Annotated in this window: 12 protein-coding genes; 8 read left to right on the plus strand and 4 right to left on the minus strand. The window is 34.6% G+C overall.

Translation table 11 applies throughout. The features are described 5' to 3' along the window. Positions 1-102: 102 nt before the first annotated feature. Positions 103-756 carry an isoprenoid biosynthesis glyoxalase ElbB gene (gene elbB / locus ACXR6G_RS13690; RefSeq protein ID WP_458362001.1) on the minus strand — a complete coding sequence of 218 codons (654 nt, stop codon included), beginning with the start codon at positions 754-756 and terminating at the stop codon, positions 103-105. A gap of 355 nt (positions 757-1,111) precedes the next feature. Between elbB and ACXR6G_RS13695 the strand changes: the two genes are divergently transcribed. The 3 genes from ACXR6G_RS13695 to ACXR6G_RS13705 all read left to right on the plus strand — a co-directional run bounded on the left by ACXR6G_RS13695 (position 1,112) and on the right by ACXR6G_RS13705 (position 4,565). Beyond that, positions 1,112-1,756, plus strand: coding sequence for an MBL fold metallo-hydrolase (locus ACXR6G_RS13695; protein WP_458362002.1), 645 nt, complete (start codon positions 1,112-1,114; stop codon positions 1,754-1,756). A gap of 86 nt (positions 1,757-1,842) precedes the next feature. Beyond that, a complete protein-coding gene (locus ACXR6G_RS13700; protein WP_458362003.1) occupies positions 1,843-2,751 on the plus strand; it encodes a DMT family transporter in 909 nt (302 codons plus the stop codon). 146 nt (positions 2,752-2,897) lie between these two features. Beyond that, positions 2,898-4,565, plus strand: a complete 1,668-nt coding sequence (locus ACXR6G_RS13705) for a nucleoside kinase (protein ID WP_458362004.1) — start codon at positions 2,898-2,900, stop codon at positions 4,563-4,565. 591 nt (positions 4,566-5,156) lie between these two features. On the opposite strand, the gene smpB is transcribed toward ACXR6G_RS13705, so the two are convergent. Together smpB and ACXR6G_RS13715 are read right to left on the minus strand one after the other, a co-directional pair. Then, positions 5,157-5,603 (minus strand): SsrA-binding protein, encoded by a 447-nt coding sequence (gene smpB / locus ACXR6G_RS13710; RefSeq protein ID WP_458362005.1) that lies wholly within the window; start codon positions 5,601-5,603, stop codon positions 5,157-5,159. Between the two features lie 156 nt (positions 5,604-5,759). Continuing rightward, positions 5,760-6,329 (minus strand): hypothetical protein, encoded by a 570-nt coding sequence (locus tag ACXR6G_RS13715; protein WP_458362006.1) that lies wholly within the window; start codon positions 6,327-6,329, stop codon positions 5,760-5,762. 126 nt (positions 6,330-6,455) lie between these two features. Here ACXR6G_RS13715 and miaA point away from each other — a divergent pair, with 126 nt between their 5' ends. Then, entirely contained in the window at positions 6,456-7,370 is a 915-nt protein-coding gene (gene miaA / locus ACXR6G_RS13720) for a tRNA (adenosine(37)-N6)-dimethylallyltransferase MiaA (protein ID WP_458362007.1), read from the plus strand. 24 nt (positions 7,371-7,394) lie between these two features. Here the strand turns inward: miaA and ACXR6G_RS13725 are convergent, their stop codons facing one another. After that, on the minus strand, positions 7,395-8,024 hold the full coding sequence (locus ACXR6G_RS13725; protein WP_458362008.1) for an isochorismatase family cysteine hydrolase: 630 nt from the start codon (positions 8,022-8,024) through the stop codon (positions 7,395-7,397). A 287-nt stretch (positions 8,025-8,311) separates the two neighbouring features. Between ACXR6G_RS13725 and ACXR6G_RS13730 the strand changes: the two genes are divergently transcribed. The 4 genes from ACXR6G_RS13730 to ACXR6G_RS13745 all read left to right on the plus strand — a co-directional run bounded on the left by ACXR6G_RS13730 (position 8,312) and on the right by ACXR6G_RS13745 (position 14,360). Next, positions 8,312-9,235 carry a sensor histidine kinase gene (locus ACXR6G_RS13730; protein WP_458362009.1) on the plus strand — a complete coding sequence of 308 codons (924 nt, stop codon included), beginning with the start codon at positions 8,312-8,314 and terminating at the stop codon, positions 9,233-9,235. 86 nt (positions 9,236-9,321) lie between these two features. After that, on the plus strand, positions 9,322-10,023 hold the full coding sequence (locus tag ACXR6G_RS13735; RefSeq protein WP_458362010.1) for a LytR/AlgR family response regulator transcription factor: 702 nt from the start codon (positions 9,322-9,324) through the stop codon (positions 10,021-10,023). A gap of 185 nt (positions 10,024-10,208) precedes the next feature. Next, positions 10,209-11,042 carry a hypothetical protein gene (locus ACXR6G_RS13740; RefSeq protein WP_458362011.1) on the plus strand — a complete coding sequence of 278 codons (834 nt, stop codon included), beginning with the start codon at positions 10,209-10,211 and terminating at the stop codon, positions 11,040-11,042. Between the two features lie 192 nt (positions 11,043-11,234). Then, positions 11,235-14,360 carry an ATP-binding cassette domain-containing protein gene (locus ACXR6G_RS13745; RefSeq protein WP_458362012.1) on the plus strand — a complete coding sequence of 1,042 codons (3,126 nt, stop codon included), beginning with the start codon at positions 11,235-11,237 and terminating at the stop codon, positions 14,358-14,360. The last annotated feature ends 78 nt before the right edge of the window (positions 14,361-14,438 follow it).

Raw genomic sequence — 14,438 nt, forward strand, 5'->3', positions numbered from 1 at the left:
TTCTGATTTTTTTTATAATACAATATCAGGACGATAAAACGCATAAAAAGAGGGTATCAAAGACTTTTTGTATACCCTCATTTTTTCCTAAATGATTAATAATTACATTTCCATTATGGTCTTCACGACATTCTCAGCACCCTCGCCTATTTGCGCAATAGTAGCGTCGAGCATATAACAAGGCGTGGTCACAATTTTATTCTTTGAGTCAATCACCACTTCGCCATGTCCGGCTTGCTTATGATGAGAGCCCATGGCTTCAATAGCACCTACTGTTCCTTCATCATGCCCAATGGTAACCTCTGCACCTTCAATAACCTTTGCAATTAATGCGGGTGCAATACAAAGGGCTGCAATAGGTTTTGAAGCCTCGTGCATTTCCTTCAAGACTTTCTCAACACCTGAGTTAACCTTACAATCAGCACCATCAAAAGCTAAAGAACAAAGGTTTTTAGCGACACCAAATCCTCCAGGGAATAAAATCGCATCAAAATCATTGGCTTTAAACTCATTTAAATCTTTAATATTACCTCTGGCAATACGAGCTGCTTCAATCAAAACATTCCTGGTTTCAGCCATCTCCTCACCTGTCAAGTGATTCACAACATGATGCTGGTCGATATTGGGAGCAAAAATTTGATACTCTCCCCCATTTTTTGAAATTGCATATAATGAAAGTGTCGCTTCGTGAATCTCAGATCCATCGTAAACACCCGAACCAGCTAATACAACTGCAATTTTTTTATTTGTTTTCATGTGTTTATTATTTGATTTTAATTTGTCACATGGAAGTCGCCCCAATAGTCATATTCTTTTGTTTTGAAAAATTTACTAATGGCTCGTTTCATGTGTTTATTATTTGATTTTTTTCAAAAAACTGAACATTGACACCCTGTTCAATCTAGAACAATAAAGATAAGCATAAGGAAAGATTTTAACGAAAATGTGTCTAGGAAATTCAGCTCTTCATTCTAATTTTTCAAATATTAATTTGATTAAATTGGTTTCTTAAAATCTATACTAAAAAATACATTCATCCAAAATGAGAGAAATCTTTTGTCGATTAAAGCATTAGACTTAAATTTGAAACTTAAATGTAAAATTTGAACATATGATTACTATAGAAACTTTGGTTTTTAACCAATGGCAAGAAAACACCTATTTATTACACGATGAGACTGGCGAGGCAGTCCTTATTGACTGTGGTATTTTCTATCAGGAAGAAGGCAAAAAATTATTAGATGTTGTTGAGAAAAAAGGACTGAAAATCGTTCATTTATTAAACACACACCTGCATATCGACCATGTGTTTGGTAACCAATTCATGAAAGATCAGTTCGGTTTATCAACAAAAGCACATAAAGCTGATGAATTTCTATTAGCTGAAGCACCTAATTACGGCGTTCGTCTTGGTCTTGAAAATGTAATTGAGCCACCAGCAATGGGCGATGCTATTAACGAAGGTGATATCATTCGATTTGGAAATTCTGAATTGAAGGTTCTTCATGTTCCAGGTCACTCACCAGGGCATGTTGTGTTCTACAACGAAGCACAAAAATTCATTATTGCGGGTGATGTTTTATTCCGTGAAAGTATTGGACGAACAGATTTACCATACGGTAATTTCGAAGATCTTATTACAGGAATTAAAACAAAACTTCTGGTAATGGATGATGACGTTACAGTTCATCCTGGTCATGGTCCTATCACGACTATTGGTCACGAGAAAAAGAATAATGTATTTCTAAGAAGCTAGTTATTCTTCAACAATTTTCCAGAATATACAACATCTAATCCCTTCACTTCGAAGGGATTTTTTATAGTTCGAAATAAAGTCATAACATGAATAAACGTCTACTTTCAACAAGTTTTTTAGCCATAGTTGCCTGTCTGCTTTGGGCAACCCCCTTTGCTGCCATAAAAATTGGTTTGAAATACACGACACCACTCAACTTTGCTGGTATTCGCTTCTTTATTTCGGGGCTGCTTATTCTGCCTTTTATTCCTCAATTTAAAACTAAACTTCGGGGCTTAAGTTCTAAATCATGGAAATTGATTGTACAAGTCGCTCTTTTACAAACCACCCTTCTATATGGCCTGTTTTATACCGGCATCAACTATTTACCCGGAGCACTAGGCGCAATGCTTATTGGTGCACAACCACTTTTTGCAGCTATCATGGCTCATCTGATGATGAAAAATGACAAGATGACCTGGACAAAGATATCTGCCATTCTACTTGGAATGCTTGGCGTTTGTATCATTAGTTTGGGTAGAGCCGATTTTGTTCTAACAACCACCATTCCTTTGGGTGTCGGCATCTTGATCCTAAATAATATTGTGGGTAGCATGGGAAATGTTGTTGTTGCTCGTGACACTCGTGAAATCCCCCCTCGCATTCTAGCTTCATTTTCAATGATAATTGGGGGAGCTATGCTTATACTCATCTCTGTTCCTATGGAGCATCCCCAGTGGAATATTCATCCAACAGAATACTACTTGGCATTGGGCTGGCTGGCTATTGTATCAGCAATGGCAATCACCATTTGGTTTGGGCTTTTAGGTCGCGAAGGTGTAAAAGTCTCAAACTTGAATACCTGGAAATTCATCATTCCTATATTTGGTGCTTGTATCAGTTGGTTACTATTACCTAACGAATCACCTGACCTCATCTCGATTCTCGGCATGATGGTTATCGCTTTCAGTTTACTGATGCTAAACTACTTTAATAAGAAAAAAATCAAACAGTAATAGAAAAGTTTCTAGACCAGAAACACCATTTTCAAACTTGCTAACACATTTTTTGATTTTAATTTAACCGTTAAATTAATTTACAAAACCATTAATTACTATCTTTAGATAGAGCTGAAACTCAAAAAAAGCACAACTATCTAATTATGGGAAAACTTATATGCATCTATATAGAAGATCTTAATGAAAAAAGATCTTATCCAGTAGGCACAAGCCTTCAAACTATTCTAAACGAAATAGCCCCTCTTCTAAACGTCAAGGTTTTAGGAGCTATGGTCAACAACAAATTAAAAGAACTGACCTACGAAATTTATAAACCCAAGAACATTAAGTTTATAGACTACACACATCCTGCAGGAAAAAGGATGTATATGCGCTCTCTTACATTCATTCTTTACAAAGCGGTTCAAGAGACATTTCCCGATGCGGGCTTACGTGTAGAACATTCTATATCCAATGGCTTATATTGTAGAATTAAGGATAAAAACATACTTCTAACTCAAGAAGGCGTTGAGAAGATCAAGCAAAAAATGCTTGATCTTGTTAAAGCTGATATCCCTTTTGAAAGAAATGAGATAGAAACTGAAAAAGCAATTGAGCTATTTGAATCGCAAGGTTTAACTGAGAAAACGAAACTACTTAGAACACGTGGCAACCTTTACACCTCTGTCTATAAGCTTGACACCACTGTCGACTATTTCTACGGTTTCTTACTGCCATGCACAGGTCTTGTTGATATATTCGATCTGCAACACTACTATAATGGCATGTTACTTTTGGCTCCAGATAAAAAAAATCCATCCGTAGTAAACCCCATTTTGCAGCAAGAAAAAATGCTAAAGATTTTCAGCGAATATAAGCGCTGGGGTAAAATTCTAGGCATCTCAAATATTGGAGACCTAAACCGAAGTGTTGAGGAGAATAAAATATCAGAACTAATCAAGGTATACGAAGCCATGCATGAGAAGAAGATCTCTCAAATAGCAGATCGCATTCGTAAAAAATGGAAGAAGATTAAGATTATCCTAATCGCTGGCCCCTCCTCATCGGGTAAAACAACCTTTGGTAAAAGGTTGGCTATCCAAATGAAGGTGTCTGGCATTAACCCAATTAATCTTTCTTTGGATAATTACTTTGTCAATAGAGAAATGACTCCTCTTGATGAAAATGGTGAGTATGATTTTGAATCCATCGAAGCCTTAGATGTGAAACTTTTCAATGAGAATTTACTTGATCTTCTTGATGGAAATGAAATTGATCTGCCAAAATTTTCTTTTGAAACGGGGCAACGCTACTTCGATGGTGAAAAATTAAAGATCAATGGCAAAAATGTCATTGTTATAGAGGGCATCCATGCATTGAATCCAAAATTAACCTCTCTCATCTCTGATGAAGTTAAATTTAAGATCTATATCTCAGCCCTCACATCAATCTCTATTGATGGTCATAATCGAATTCACTCAACAGACAACCGCTTGATTCGAAGAATCGTCCGCGACCATCGCTACAGAAACTATTCGGCTGCTGACACGATTAGTCGTTGGCAATCTGTCAGACGTGGTGAAGAAAAGAATATCTTCCCATATCAAGAGAATGCTGATGTCATGTTTAACTCAGCATTACCCTATGAATTAGGCGTTATGAAAAGCCATATAGAGCCTGTTCTTAAAGAAATTCAACCTAATCAGACAGAATACTCGGAGGCCAATCGTCTACTAAAATTCTTTAGTTACTTTTTACCAATACCTGATGATGAAATTCCGCCGACTTCACTTATGAGAGAATTTTTGGGTGGCAGTACTTTTAATTATTAAAAAACACAGATAATAAAATGCGACTATAAACTGATGTTTATGGTCGCATTTATATTTTAGAAGAGCCCTTCTCTTCTAAATTTATATTTAACACTTGAGGATATTTTTATTCAATAATTTCTCAAAAACAGAAACTAATTAAGCTTCTGAAAATTGAAACATCCACAAAAAGAGGCCTTTCAATATTCTATACCAAAACATCTCTTATTATTTAGCATTAATAAGTCTTCTTGGATAAACTCAATCTTATTCTAAATAAGGATTGTTGATAAGTAAATAGATCGTTGATAAGTAGGGCTTTTCTAATTGTTAATAAGTCAATCGCAACAAGAACTGCATTTAAGTTATTAACAGCTCAAGCTTAGTGAAATAGGGGTGCTAGGATTTTATTAACAAATTATCAACAATGTTGATATCATGTTAATATCCAGTCTGTAAGTCAATTTTTATTCTGATTGACTTTTTATAATTTATTGGGGGAGAAAAAGTCCCACTTCCTGTCGAAAATGGGACTGCAAATATAGATTAAATGTCTTTAAAAACGACCTGATACGATACGTTTTTTCAATAAAAATAGGCCTTTCAGTCTAACTAACTCTTCATCAGTCGATCAATATCTCTTTTGTGGTCTTTTTGTTTCAAACTTTCGCGTTTATCGTAGTTCTTTTTACCTCTACATAGAGCTATTTTAAGCTTTGCAAAGCCTTTTTCAGTGATAAAAAGACTAATCGGAACAATAGAAAGACCCGATTCTTTTGTTTTTCTATCCAGCTTATCTAATTCCTTACGATTAAGAAGGAGTTTTCTTTCTCGTTTCTCTTCATGATTGTAATAACTTCCAAATCTGTATTCAGCAATATGCATGCCTTTCACATACAATTCGGAGTTAGCAAAGTAGCAGAACGAATCAACCAAACTCGCTTTACCAGCACGAATAGATTTAATTTCTGTACCAAACAATTGGATTCCTGCAACGAATTCATCAATGAATTCATATTCAAAACTGGCACGTTTATTTCTTATATTTATTTTTTGCATTTTAAGCTAAATTCTATTTTGTTTCGCCTCACCATTCGTAGGGAGACTAAAATAATACTAACAAATTAATGAGCTAGCATCAATTTGGAACAAAGTTAATATTTATCTCAAGTTTATTGACAGAACACATGTTCCTTTCATGTGAACAGATCCAAATCAGATAAAATACTGAAATACCACTAGAAGGATTCGCTCACATATCAAAGGCAGAACAAGTATAAATATGCCTGCCAAAAACATATAACCGAGTCTTTTATTTACTGAAACAGCTAACACCGGCCTAAGCCCTATCCACAATAAACGAATAAAGTAAAGCTCCAGAAATAAACAAAGTTGATTTAGAAAAGAATAGGGTGTAAACAGTTGAGATAATCCATGGAAAAGAACAAATACAGAAGCAGAATAAATCGTCCATTGAAAAATTCTACGAATATGTACCTTACTCATGAAATTAGGAGCCGTTATCACCAAAAGCTTTGCAGCAAAATAAAGACCCAACATCATTGAAAAAAATACAATAATAAACTGAACGATAGCCCTAACTACACTAGATGTTTGAATAAGAATACCTACAAATGCAAACAAAGAAGAACAAAGCACAATGATTGATAAAAACTTATAAAGCAAATCACTGACTGATTCTTCTTTCAAAGATAGTTTCTCCCATGTCGTTACGGGATCAATTAACAAATTTCCAAAAAGAGCTAAGGCCGAAAAAAATCGCATTCTATAAATCCATTTTAAAATAAAAGAGGCCATCGAATAGACCCTGCGATCAAATATAGAAAATGATTCTAATTATTCAGAAAACTTAGAGTAATTTTGTGTCGATTCAACAAGAAAGAAAATCTTATGCAATACAATTTATTAGTCGTACTAGGCGCAACAGCAACTGGAAAAACAAGTTTAGCTGTAAATCTTGCTAAAACATTTGATGCTGAAATTATCAGTGCTGATTCAAGACAGATCTATCGTGGGATGGACTTAGGGACAGGAAAAGACATTGAAGAATATACAATCGATGGACAAAAAATCCCTCATCATTTAATTGATATTGCAGATGCAGGATATAAATACAATGTTTATGAATTTCAAAGAGATTTTGTTGAATCTTTCGAAGACATTCAAAAAAGGAATCACTTACCTCTTGTTTGTGGTGGTACAGGCATGTACTTGGAAGCCTGCCTAAAAGGCTACAAACTTATTGCCGTTCCAAAGGATCAAGATTTTCGTGATACATTAATGGATAAAAGCCTGGATGAACTAGGCGATATTCTTAGAGAATACAAGAACGTTCATAATAATTCAGATCTGGAAACAAAAAAACGTGCCATACGTGCTATTGAAATTGAGCGCTATATAAGTTCTCATCCTGAAATTGAGATGAAACACCCCGAACTTAAACCACTCCTAATTGGGATTAAATTTGACCGAGAAGACAGAAGGAGTCGAATTTCACAACGCCTAAAAGAACGTTTAGATTCAGGTATGGTTCAAGAAGTTGAAGGCCTAATTAAATCTGGTGTTAGCCCTGAGGATCTTATTTACTATGGACTGGAATACAAATTCCTAACCAAATATGTAACCGGAGAACTGACTTATGAAGAGATGTATACTCAATTAGAGATTGCAATTCATCAATTTGCAAAACGTCAAATGACTTGGTTCAGAAAAATGGAACGCAGTGGGTTCGAAATCCATTGGTTAGATGGCTTTATGCCACTGGACGAAAAAATTAAAACAGTGAAAGAACTTTGGAATGCTTAGCATTCCAAGACTCCCGTTCAATATCTACATATAAGTTGCGATATCAGCAAATTTAATCCGCTTAACACCCAAGGCATCCCATTTTCCAAAAGGAAGTGGGATATTAGGAAGCTCTTTAATTGCATCCTCAATTACAAAGACCTGAATATTCTGTTCTGCTAATCCACAAACAGCACAATCAACACAAACATTCGTTGTTACCCCATATACAAAAACCTTTTGAGGCGCTAATAACTTTACCAGCTTTTGAGTATTCGGATTACCTTCGAAGACATCGAACACATCTTTCAATACAACAAGATTTCGAAATGAAGTTAGCTTCTTAAGCTCATCATTAGAATAGACCTTATCCCATTGAATAACTTTAGGTTCCTCGGGTTGTGTCTCAGCCATATACCTAGCTCCAAGTGAATCGGCCATACAATGTGAAGGGAAAGTGTTTACAAAGTCAGGCGTATCAGACAATTCTTTGGCATCAGTAAAATGATGATCAGCCGTATTAACAACTTGAATATCGGCTTCTTTTGCCAATGAAGTTAAACGCTGCAACAAGGGCAAAATTTCTTCTGAACCGGGCACATACAATTTCCCCGATTCATTCATGAAATCGAATTGGGTGTCTACATTCCAAAACAAAAACTCTTTTACAAACATATTATTTGAGTCATTAGATTTCAACGAAGCTAATAAAAATAGTACAAAACAGCCTCCTTCATAGCCATAATCAATCTTATTTAGACATTTATTTCGTATACTGCTGATTGTTTTTTAATTTCATGCAGCAATTTGAAATACTCTCTATGTCAACTCCTATATTAATGACCAAAAGTAAAAACATTTACCATATTATATTTTGGTTTGTCTCAGTCCTTTTATGGCTATTCTCTTTATTTTTTGCAAGTGAATTAAAAAACGTTCTCACTCTCCAAACCATTTCTCCGATGGTAGCTTTCAATCTTTGTTTTGCAGCTGCTGTCTATACCAATTTAAGGTTTTTAATACCCGTATTTTTCAAGAATAAATCTTTTTTCTTATTCTTTACTCTTCTCTTTATTACGGTAGGACTTTCAGCACTTTTAATTCAGTTTTTACTCATATACCCTCTAAATAGTTTTGTACTAGAAGCTGACGGCTTCAAAACATTCGTCTTTTCAGACTGGTTCAACTTCTTTTTCATTTCATTTATTTATGTCGGGATTACCAGTATATTTTCTTTGACCAGAGAATGGTTTATTCTCCAGAAAATATCAAGCCAATTAAAAGACATTGAAAAGGAAAATCTTGAAGCTGAGCTTAAAGTTTTAAAAACACAAATAAAGCCTCACTTCTTATTCAACTCTTTAAACAACATTTATTCTTTAGCTCTGGATAAATCTGATGATACAGCAACTGTCGTTTTACAACTATCCGATTTAATGCGCTATATTTTATACGATTGCAATGAAAAATTTGTGGACATCAATAAGGAACTTGATTTTTCGAGAAATTATATCAGCCTTCACAAAATTAGATTAGATGAAAATACGCCTATCAACTTTATTGTGAATGGTCATTTCGATGGACATAAAATAGCGCCACTTCTTTTTGAACCGCTCATTGAAAATGCATTCAAACACGGTGTTTACGCGAAGAACTCAGATAGCTTTATCAATATCATCTTCAATTTCGATGAAGAAGATCAGATGGAACTCATCATCGAAAACAGTTACGATCCTAATTGGAGTAATTCTAAAAAAGGAAGTGGTGGAATCGGCATTCAAAATGTAATAAGGCGCCTTGAACTGATTTACCCTCAGAAACATAAAATTGAAATTGACAAAGGAGAAAAGGTATTTAAAATCACACTAACCATTGGACTGTCTTGATTGTCTAAAAAAATGATTAATTTGGTTGGCTGATGCCAGCTAATGTAAGACTGACCACCAAGTCTTAGAACGAAAAAAATATAAATATGAAACTAAGATGCTTAATAATTGACGATGAACCTTTAGCACAACGTGTGCTGGAGAAATACATTGCTGAACTTTCGGGATTAGAATTGGTTGGTAAGTGCGGAGATGCTTTGGAAGCTATGGAAGTTCTTAAAGAAGAAGAGATCGATTTAATCTTTTTAGACATTAATATGCCAAGATTGAATGGCATTAACTTTCTAAAAACCTATAAGAATCCTCCACTAACAATCATCACTAGTGCCTATACTGAATATGCTGTAGAAAGCTATGAGCTTAACGTGCTCGACTACCTAAAAAAGCCTTTTGCATTTCAACGATTCTTGCAGGCGATACAGAAGGCTGAAGAGAAAATAAAGCTAACTGAACAGCAAGAAGAAGTTAAAGGTGATATGGAATACATTTTTGTTAAGGCTAATAAAAAAACAATCAATGTAAGCCTGGATAGTATTCAGTACATCGAAGCTTTAGGCGATTACGTAAAAATCTATACAGATACGGAACACATCGTCACCTATCAATCTTTAAAGGGAATCGAAAAGCTACTCCCTACTCAAAAATTTTATCGTGTACACAAATCCTATATTGTTGCTCTTGCTAAGATAAAATCGATTGAGGGTAATATGGTACACATGAATAACAACACCTTACCTATTGGCAATAACTACAAGCAAGGCTTTCTTCAGAAGATTCACATGACCTAGCATTGTTTATTAAGGAACGTCTTAAGCAAACATAAAAAATCCATTATAATCTTATCTTAGTAAAGACTCAGATTACTAGATTAAAACTTGAAAAATATAATTCGATTTAAGTTCGTATTTACAGCCTTTTTGCTAAATTTAGACTTGAAACTTGAATACATATTGATCTATAAAATTGTAACGAAATGAAACGACTAACAGCAACCCCTTATAGCCTAATAATCTTAGGATTAATATTCGCGATCAACATCACAGGATGTAAGCCTGTAGATAAAAAAGCTAATAAAGAATCTCAAACTGAAAAGCCATTACTTAAAAAAGCAATCGCTAAAGAAGTTAAAGATGTAGTTTATCCGCTTCCAACAACTTTCGAATTGACTTCAATGTTGAATAGAATTGGAGCTGATTACATTTTAGGCATTTCAAATTCTACTGAAAATGCTGACAAGTATTTTACTGAAAAGTCTAGAGCTTTAAACCTTGGTGTTTACAGTGCAGATTTAAGTTACGCAAGTACATATCATAGAAAGCAAGAAACTATGTTGTTTCTAAAAGCTTCTAAAAAAATAATTGACAACCTAGAAATCACTTCTGCTTTCAACGAGACATTTGTTAGCGATGTAGAGAATAATCTAGATAAAAAAGAAGAGTTAGTTAAGATTATTACAAACTCATTTTACGAAACTTATGCTTTCTTAAACAAAAATGGCAAGGCAAACCTTTCTCTTTTTGTGGTCAGTGGTAGTTTTATCGAGGGCTTGTATATTGCAACTCACATTTCTGAGAACACATTCTCAAACCCTGAAATCGTTAAAGTAATTTTTGATCAGAAAGATTCACTAGAGCGTCTTTTAAAAGTTCTGAAGCCAGAATCTCAAGATCCAAACATTGCTTCATTATTAGCTGATTTCAATGGTTTAAAAGCGAGTTACGACAAAGTTCAAGGTAGCATGACTAAACCTCAGTTAGAAGAGATTACAGCAAGTGTTGTAAAACTAAGAGAAGCTATCGTAAAGTAATCTTCATCCTAGTTTAATACTATCGAAAATATTTAAAACTGCAATTCAGATGAATTGCAGTTTTTTTTATGTCTTGTTTTCTCTTAGCAGTTCATATTTTTGATAAATAAGTTGTATTTTTAGATTTGTTCTGCTTATTCTATTTTAAGGTATACTGAACGAAAAATTTAATTTAAAAATTCAACTCTTCAAATGGGAGAATCTATATTAAATGCACTGATGCACCTTTTTGCCATTGTAGCCAATGCTAAGGAAGAAGGTGTTTCTAACAAAGGGAAAGATATCGTCGATAATTTCCTTAAACGTTACGTTAGTGCACAAGATGAAGTTGAATACCTTAATTTATTCCAAAACTACTATGAGTTTTACCATAGAGAAATGGAATATCAATCAAGCGTACATGAAAAAACAGCCAATATCATCTCCCTATCCGAGGCTGCCAATGTATGTGTCAAAATTCGCTCCGAACTCATTCAAGAAGAACGACTCATCGTTTTACTTCGCCTGCTGGAATTCATTTACGAAGATGATATTGTTAGTGAAAGTGAATTCGAATTCATCAGCATTGTTGCCGAGAATTTCAATATCAAACGAAGTGAATTTCTAAATGCAATTGTATTTATTATCGGTGAAGATTATCTTGAAGAATACGATAAAAGTAAATTCCTGATTATAAATAATCAGATTACTGAATGGTCCGAGAATCTTTCTTGGTTCATGAAAAAAGAACAAAAAAAGGATCTCAATCAGACCAAACACCTGTATTGTGAAAATCTGTATGGTAAACTCATTACCCTTTATTTCCCTTCGGCCAATCTAATCGTTTTTAGATACCTTGGTGAGCTCAACTTATATATTGAAGGCAATAAGATTATTAAAGGACAAAGCTACAGGCTTAAACATGGTTCAATTATAAAAGGGCCAAATATCAAATCCATATACTATTCTGATCTCGCGAGTATCTTTCTAAAAGAAGATAATCAGGAGAATATTGTTTTTACAGTAAAAGATGCCATTTTCAGATTCCGAAATTCTCACAATGGCATTCACAATTTCAATATCTCTGAAAAAAGTGGACAGCTTATTGGCATAATGGGAGGAAGTGGTGTAGGTAAATCTACCCTCCTAAATGTACTGAATGGAAATCTACCTTTAAATAGTGGTGAGATTTTCATCAATGATTTCGAAATACATAGAAATAAGTCTGCCATTCAAGGTCTTATCGGTTTTGTTCCACAAGATGATCTTTTGATAGAAGAATTGAGTGTTTTACAAAACCTCTATTACAATGCTAAGCTATGTTTCAAGGAATTTACAGAACGTCAAATTCTAAAAACGGTTCATACCCTACTACATGATTTAGCACTATACGAAGTTCGAAATCTGAAGGTAGGAAACCCACTAAACAAATTCATTAGTGGCGGTCAGCGTAAACGACTAAACATTGGTTTAGAGTTAATGCGTGAACCTTCTATTCTCCTAGTTGATGAGCCAACTTCTGGTCTGTCATCTACTGATTCGGAGATGATTATGAATTTGCTTAAGCAGCAGACTCTAAAAGGGAAACTGGTTATTGCCAATATTCACCAACCCTCATCGGAGATTTTTAAAATGTTCGATAAACTCTGGATTATGGATAATGGTGGTTACCCTATTTACACAGGTAACCCTATTGATTCTATTGTATATTTCAAAACACAAAACTCTCAGGTTAATGCGGCTGAAAGTGAGTGTGTAACTTGTGGAAATGTAAATCCAGAACAAATTCTTCAGATTGTAGAGACGAAGAAAATTGATGATAATGGAAAACCCACACGTGATCGAAGAACAAGCGCTAAACAGTGGAACGAGAAATACCGTCAGAATATTGATACGCCAGTTGAACCTGTAAAGTCAGAAAGTAGCTTACCAAGAAGTAATTTTAAGATACCTGGAAAGCTTAAGCAGTTCTATATTTTTTGGATTCGAAATTTTCTATCGAAACTTACCAACAAGCAATACTTAATCATCAATCTGTTTGAGGCGCCACTTTTGGCCTTTATTCTTGGCTTTTTCACCAAGTACACATCAGCTGGAGCTTATGTTTTTGGCGATAATAAAAACTACCCCGTATTTCTATTTATGGCCGTAGTTGTTTCCATGTTTATTGGTTTAAGTGTAAGTGCCGAGGAAATTATTCGTGATAAAAAAATTCTTCAGAGGGAGAAATTTCTTAACCTCTCAAGGAATGCCTATCTCTTTTCGAAGATTACATTCTTATTTTTACTCTCAGCCATTCAAAGTTTAACCTTTGTTCTTTTAGGCAACTATGTTCTTGATGTGCAGGGAATGACAATGACTTTCTGGCTCGTTCTCTTTACAACATCTTGTTATTCAAACATGGTTGGCTTGAATATATCTTCAGGTCTAAACTCAGTCATCACTATTTATATCCTCATCCCATTAATTCTTGTTCCTCAGCTCCTTTTGGGTGGAGCAATGATTAAATTCGATGATTTACACAGTGGTATTACCAATAAAGTTTATGTACCGATAATTGGAGACTTAATGACAACACGATGGGCTTACGAGGCCATGGCTGTCACCCAATTTAAGGATAATGAATTCGAAAAACACTTCTTCGATTTCGAAAAAGGTGTGAGTGATGCTGCATTCACAAGTTCTTTCCTAATTCCTAAAATAGAATCGATTCTAATCGACTGTGAAAGAAATATTGAATTCGAAAAAGATTCAAAGGAAACTAAGAGTCATTTCCATCTTCTGAGAAATGAAATAACGCAATTAACAGAAGAAGCTGGCTTTAAACCATTCATTAGCTTATCTAAATTAAATCCGCTGGACTTTAATTTAAATATCCTTGAAAAGACAAGACAATACCTAGATGGCATTAAGCTCCACTTTATGGGAATAAACAGTGAATCTGGTTACAAAAAGGATTTCCAATACTCTCGACTAGTAGATTCATTGGGTCGTGATGGTGTTTATGATTTTAAGCAAAGCTATTACAACCAAGCCTTAGCTGATTTGGTTTTAAATAGAACGGAAGTCAATAAAATGATTGAAGTGGATCAAACACTTATCCAAAAGAAAGATCCTATCTTCATGTATCCTGATTCTAGATTTGGGCGTGCACATTTTTACGCGCCTGTAAAACGTATCTGGAATTACTATATAGATACTTATTGGTTCAACCTTGCAATTATTTGGTTGGGAACGGCCCTACTCTTCTTAACGCTTTGGGCAGATCTACTTCGTAAATTCGTTGACTTTTTCGAAAGTCTCAGATTGGTACATCGTGAAAAGAAGGTGAAACCCTAATCTGGTTTTAATGATTTTTATAATAAAACCTGCTTTCTAGTAGGAAATGATTCTAGACAAAACCCCATAGTTTTCTTA

The sequence above is a fragment of the Ancylomarina sp. YFZ004 genome, assembly GCF_054254355.1.

What these genes read in the sequence shown, in the direction of transcription:
- ACXR6G_RS13695 (WP_458362002.1), top strand. Translation starts at nt 1,112, where the DNA reads ATGATTACTATAGAAACTTTGGTTTTTAACCAATGGCAAGAAAACACC.
- ACXR6G_RS13735 (WP_458362010.1), top strand. Translation starts at nt 9,322, where the DNA reads ATGAAACTAAGATGCTTAATAATTGACGATGAACCTTTAGCACAACGT.
- ACXR6G_RS13705 (WP_458362004.1), top strand. Translation starts at nt 2,898, where the DNA reads ATGGGAAAACTTATATGCATCTATATAGAAGATCTTAATGAAAAAAGA.
- ACXR6G_RS13730 (WP_458362009.1), top strand. Translation starts at nt 8,312, where the DNA reads ATGGTAGCTTTCAATCTTTGTTTTGCAGCTGCTGTCTATACCAATTTA.
- ACXR6G_RS13745 (WP_458362012.1), top strand. Translation starts at nt 11,235, where the DNA reads ATGGGAGAATCTATATTAAATGCACTGATGCACCTTTTTGCCATTGTA.
- ACXR6G_RS13700 (WP_458362003.1), top strand. Translation starts at nt 1,843, where the DNA reads ATGAATAAACGTCTACTTTCAACAAGTTTTTTAGCCATAGTTGCCTGT.
- ACXR6G_RS13715 (WP_458362006.1), bottom strand. Translation starts at nt 6,329, where the DNA reads ATGCGATTTTTTTCGGCCTTAGCTCTTTTTGGAAATTTGTTAATTGAT.
- ACXR6G_RS13740 (WP_458362011.1), top strand. Translation starts at nt 10,209, where the DNA reads ATGAAACGACTAACAGCAACCCCTTATAGCCTAATAATCTTAGGATTA.
- smpB (WP_458362005.1), bottom strand. Translation starts at nt 5,603, where the DNA reads ATGCAAAAAATAAATATAAGAAATAAACGTGCCAGTTTTGAATATGAA.
- miaA (WP_458362007.1), top strand. Translation starts at nt 6,456, where the DNA reads ATGCAATACAATTTATTAGTCGTACTAGGCGCAACAGCAACTGGAAAA.
- ACXR6G_RS13725 (WP_458362008.1), bottom strand. Translation starts at nt 8,024, where the DNA reads ATGTTTGTAAAAGAGTTTTTGTTTTGGAATGTAGACACCCAATTCGAT.
- elbB (WP_458362001.1), bottom strand. Translation starts at nt 756, where the DNA reads ATGAAAACAAATAAAAAAATTGCAGTTGTATTAGCTGGTTCGGGTGTT.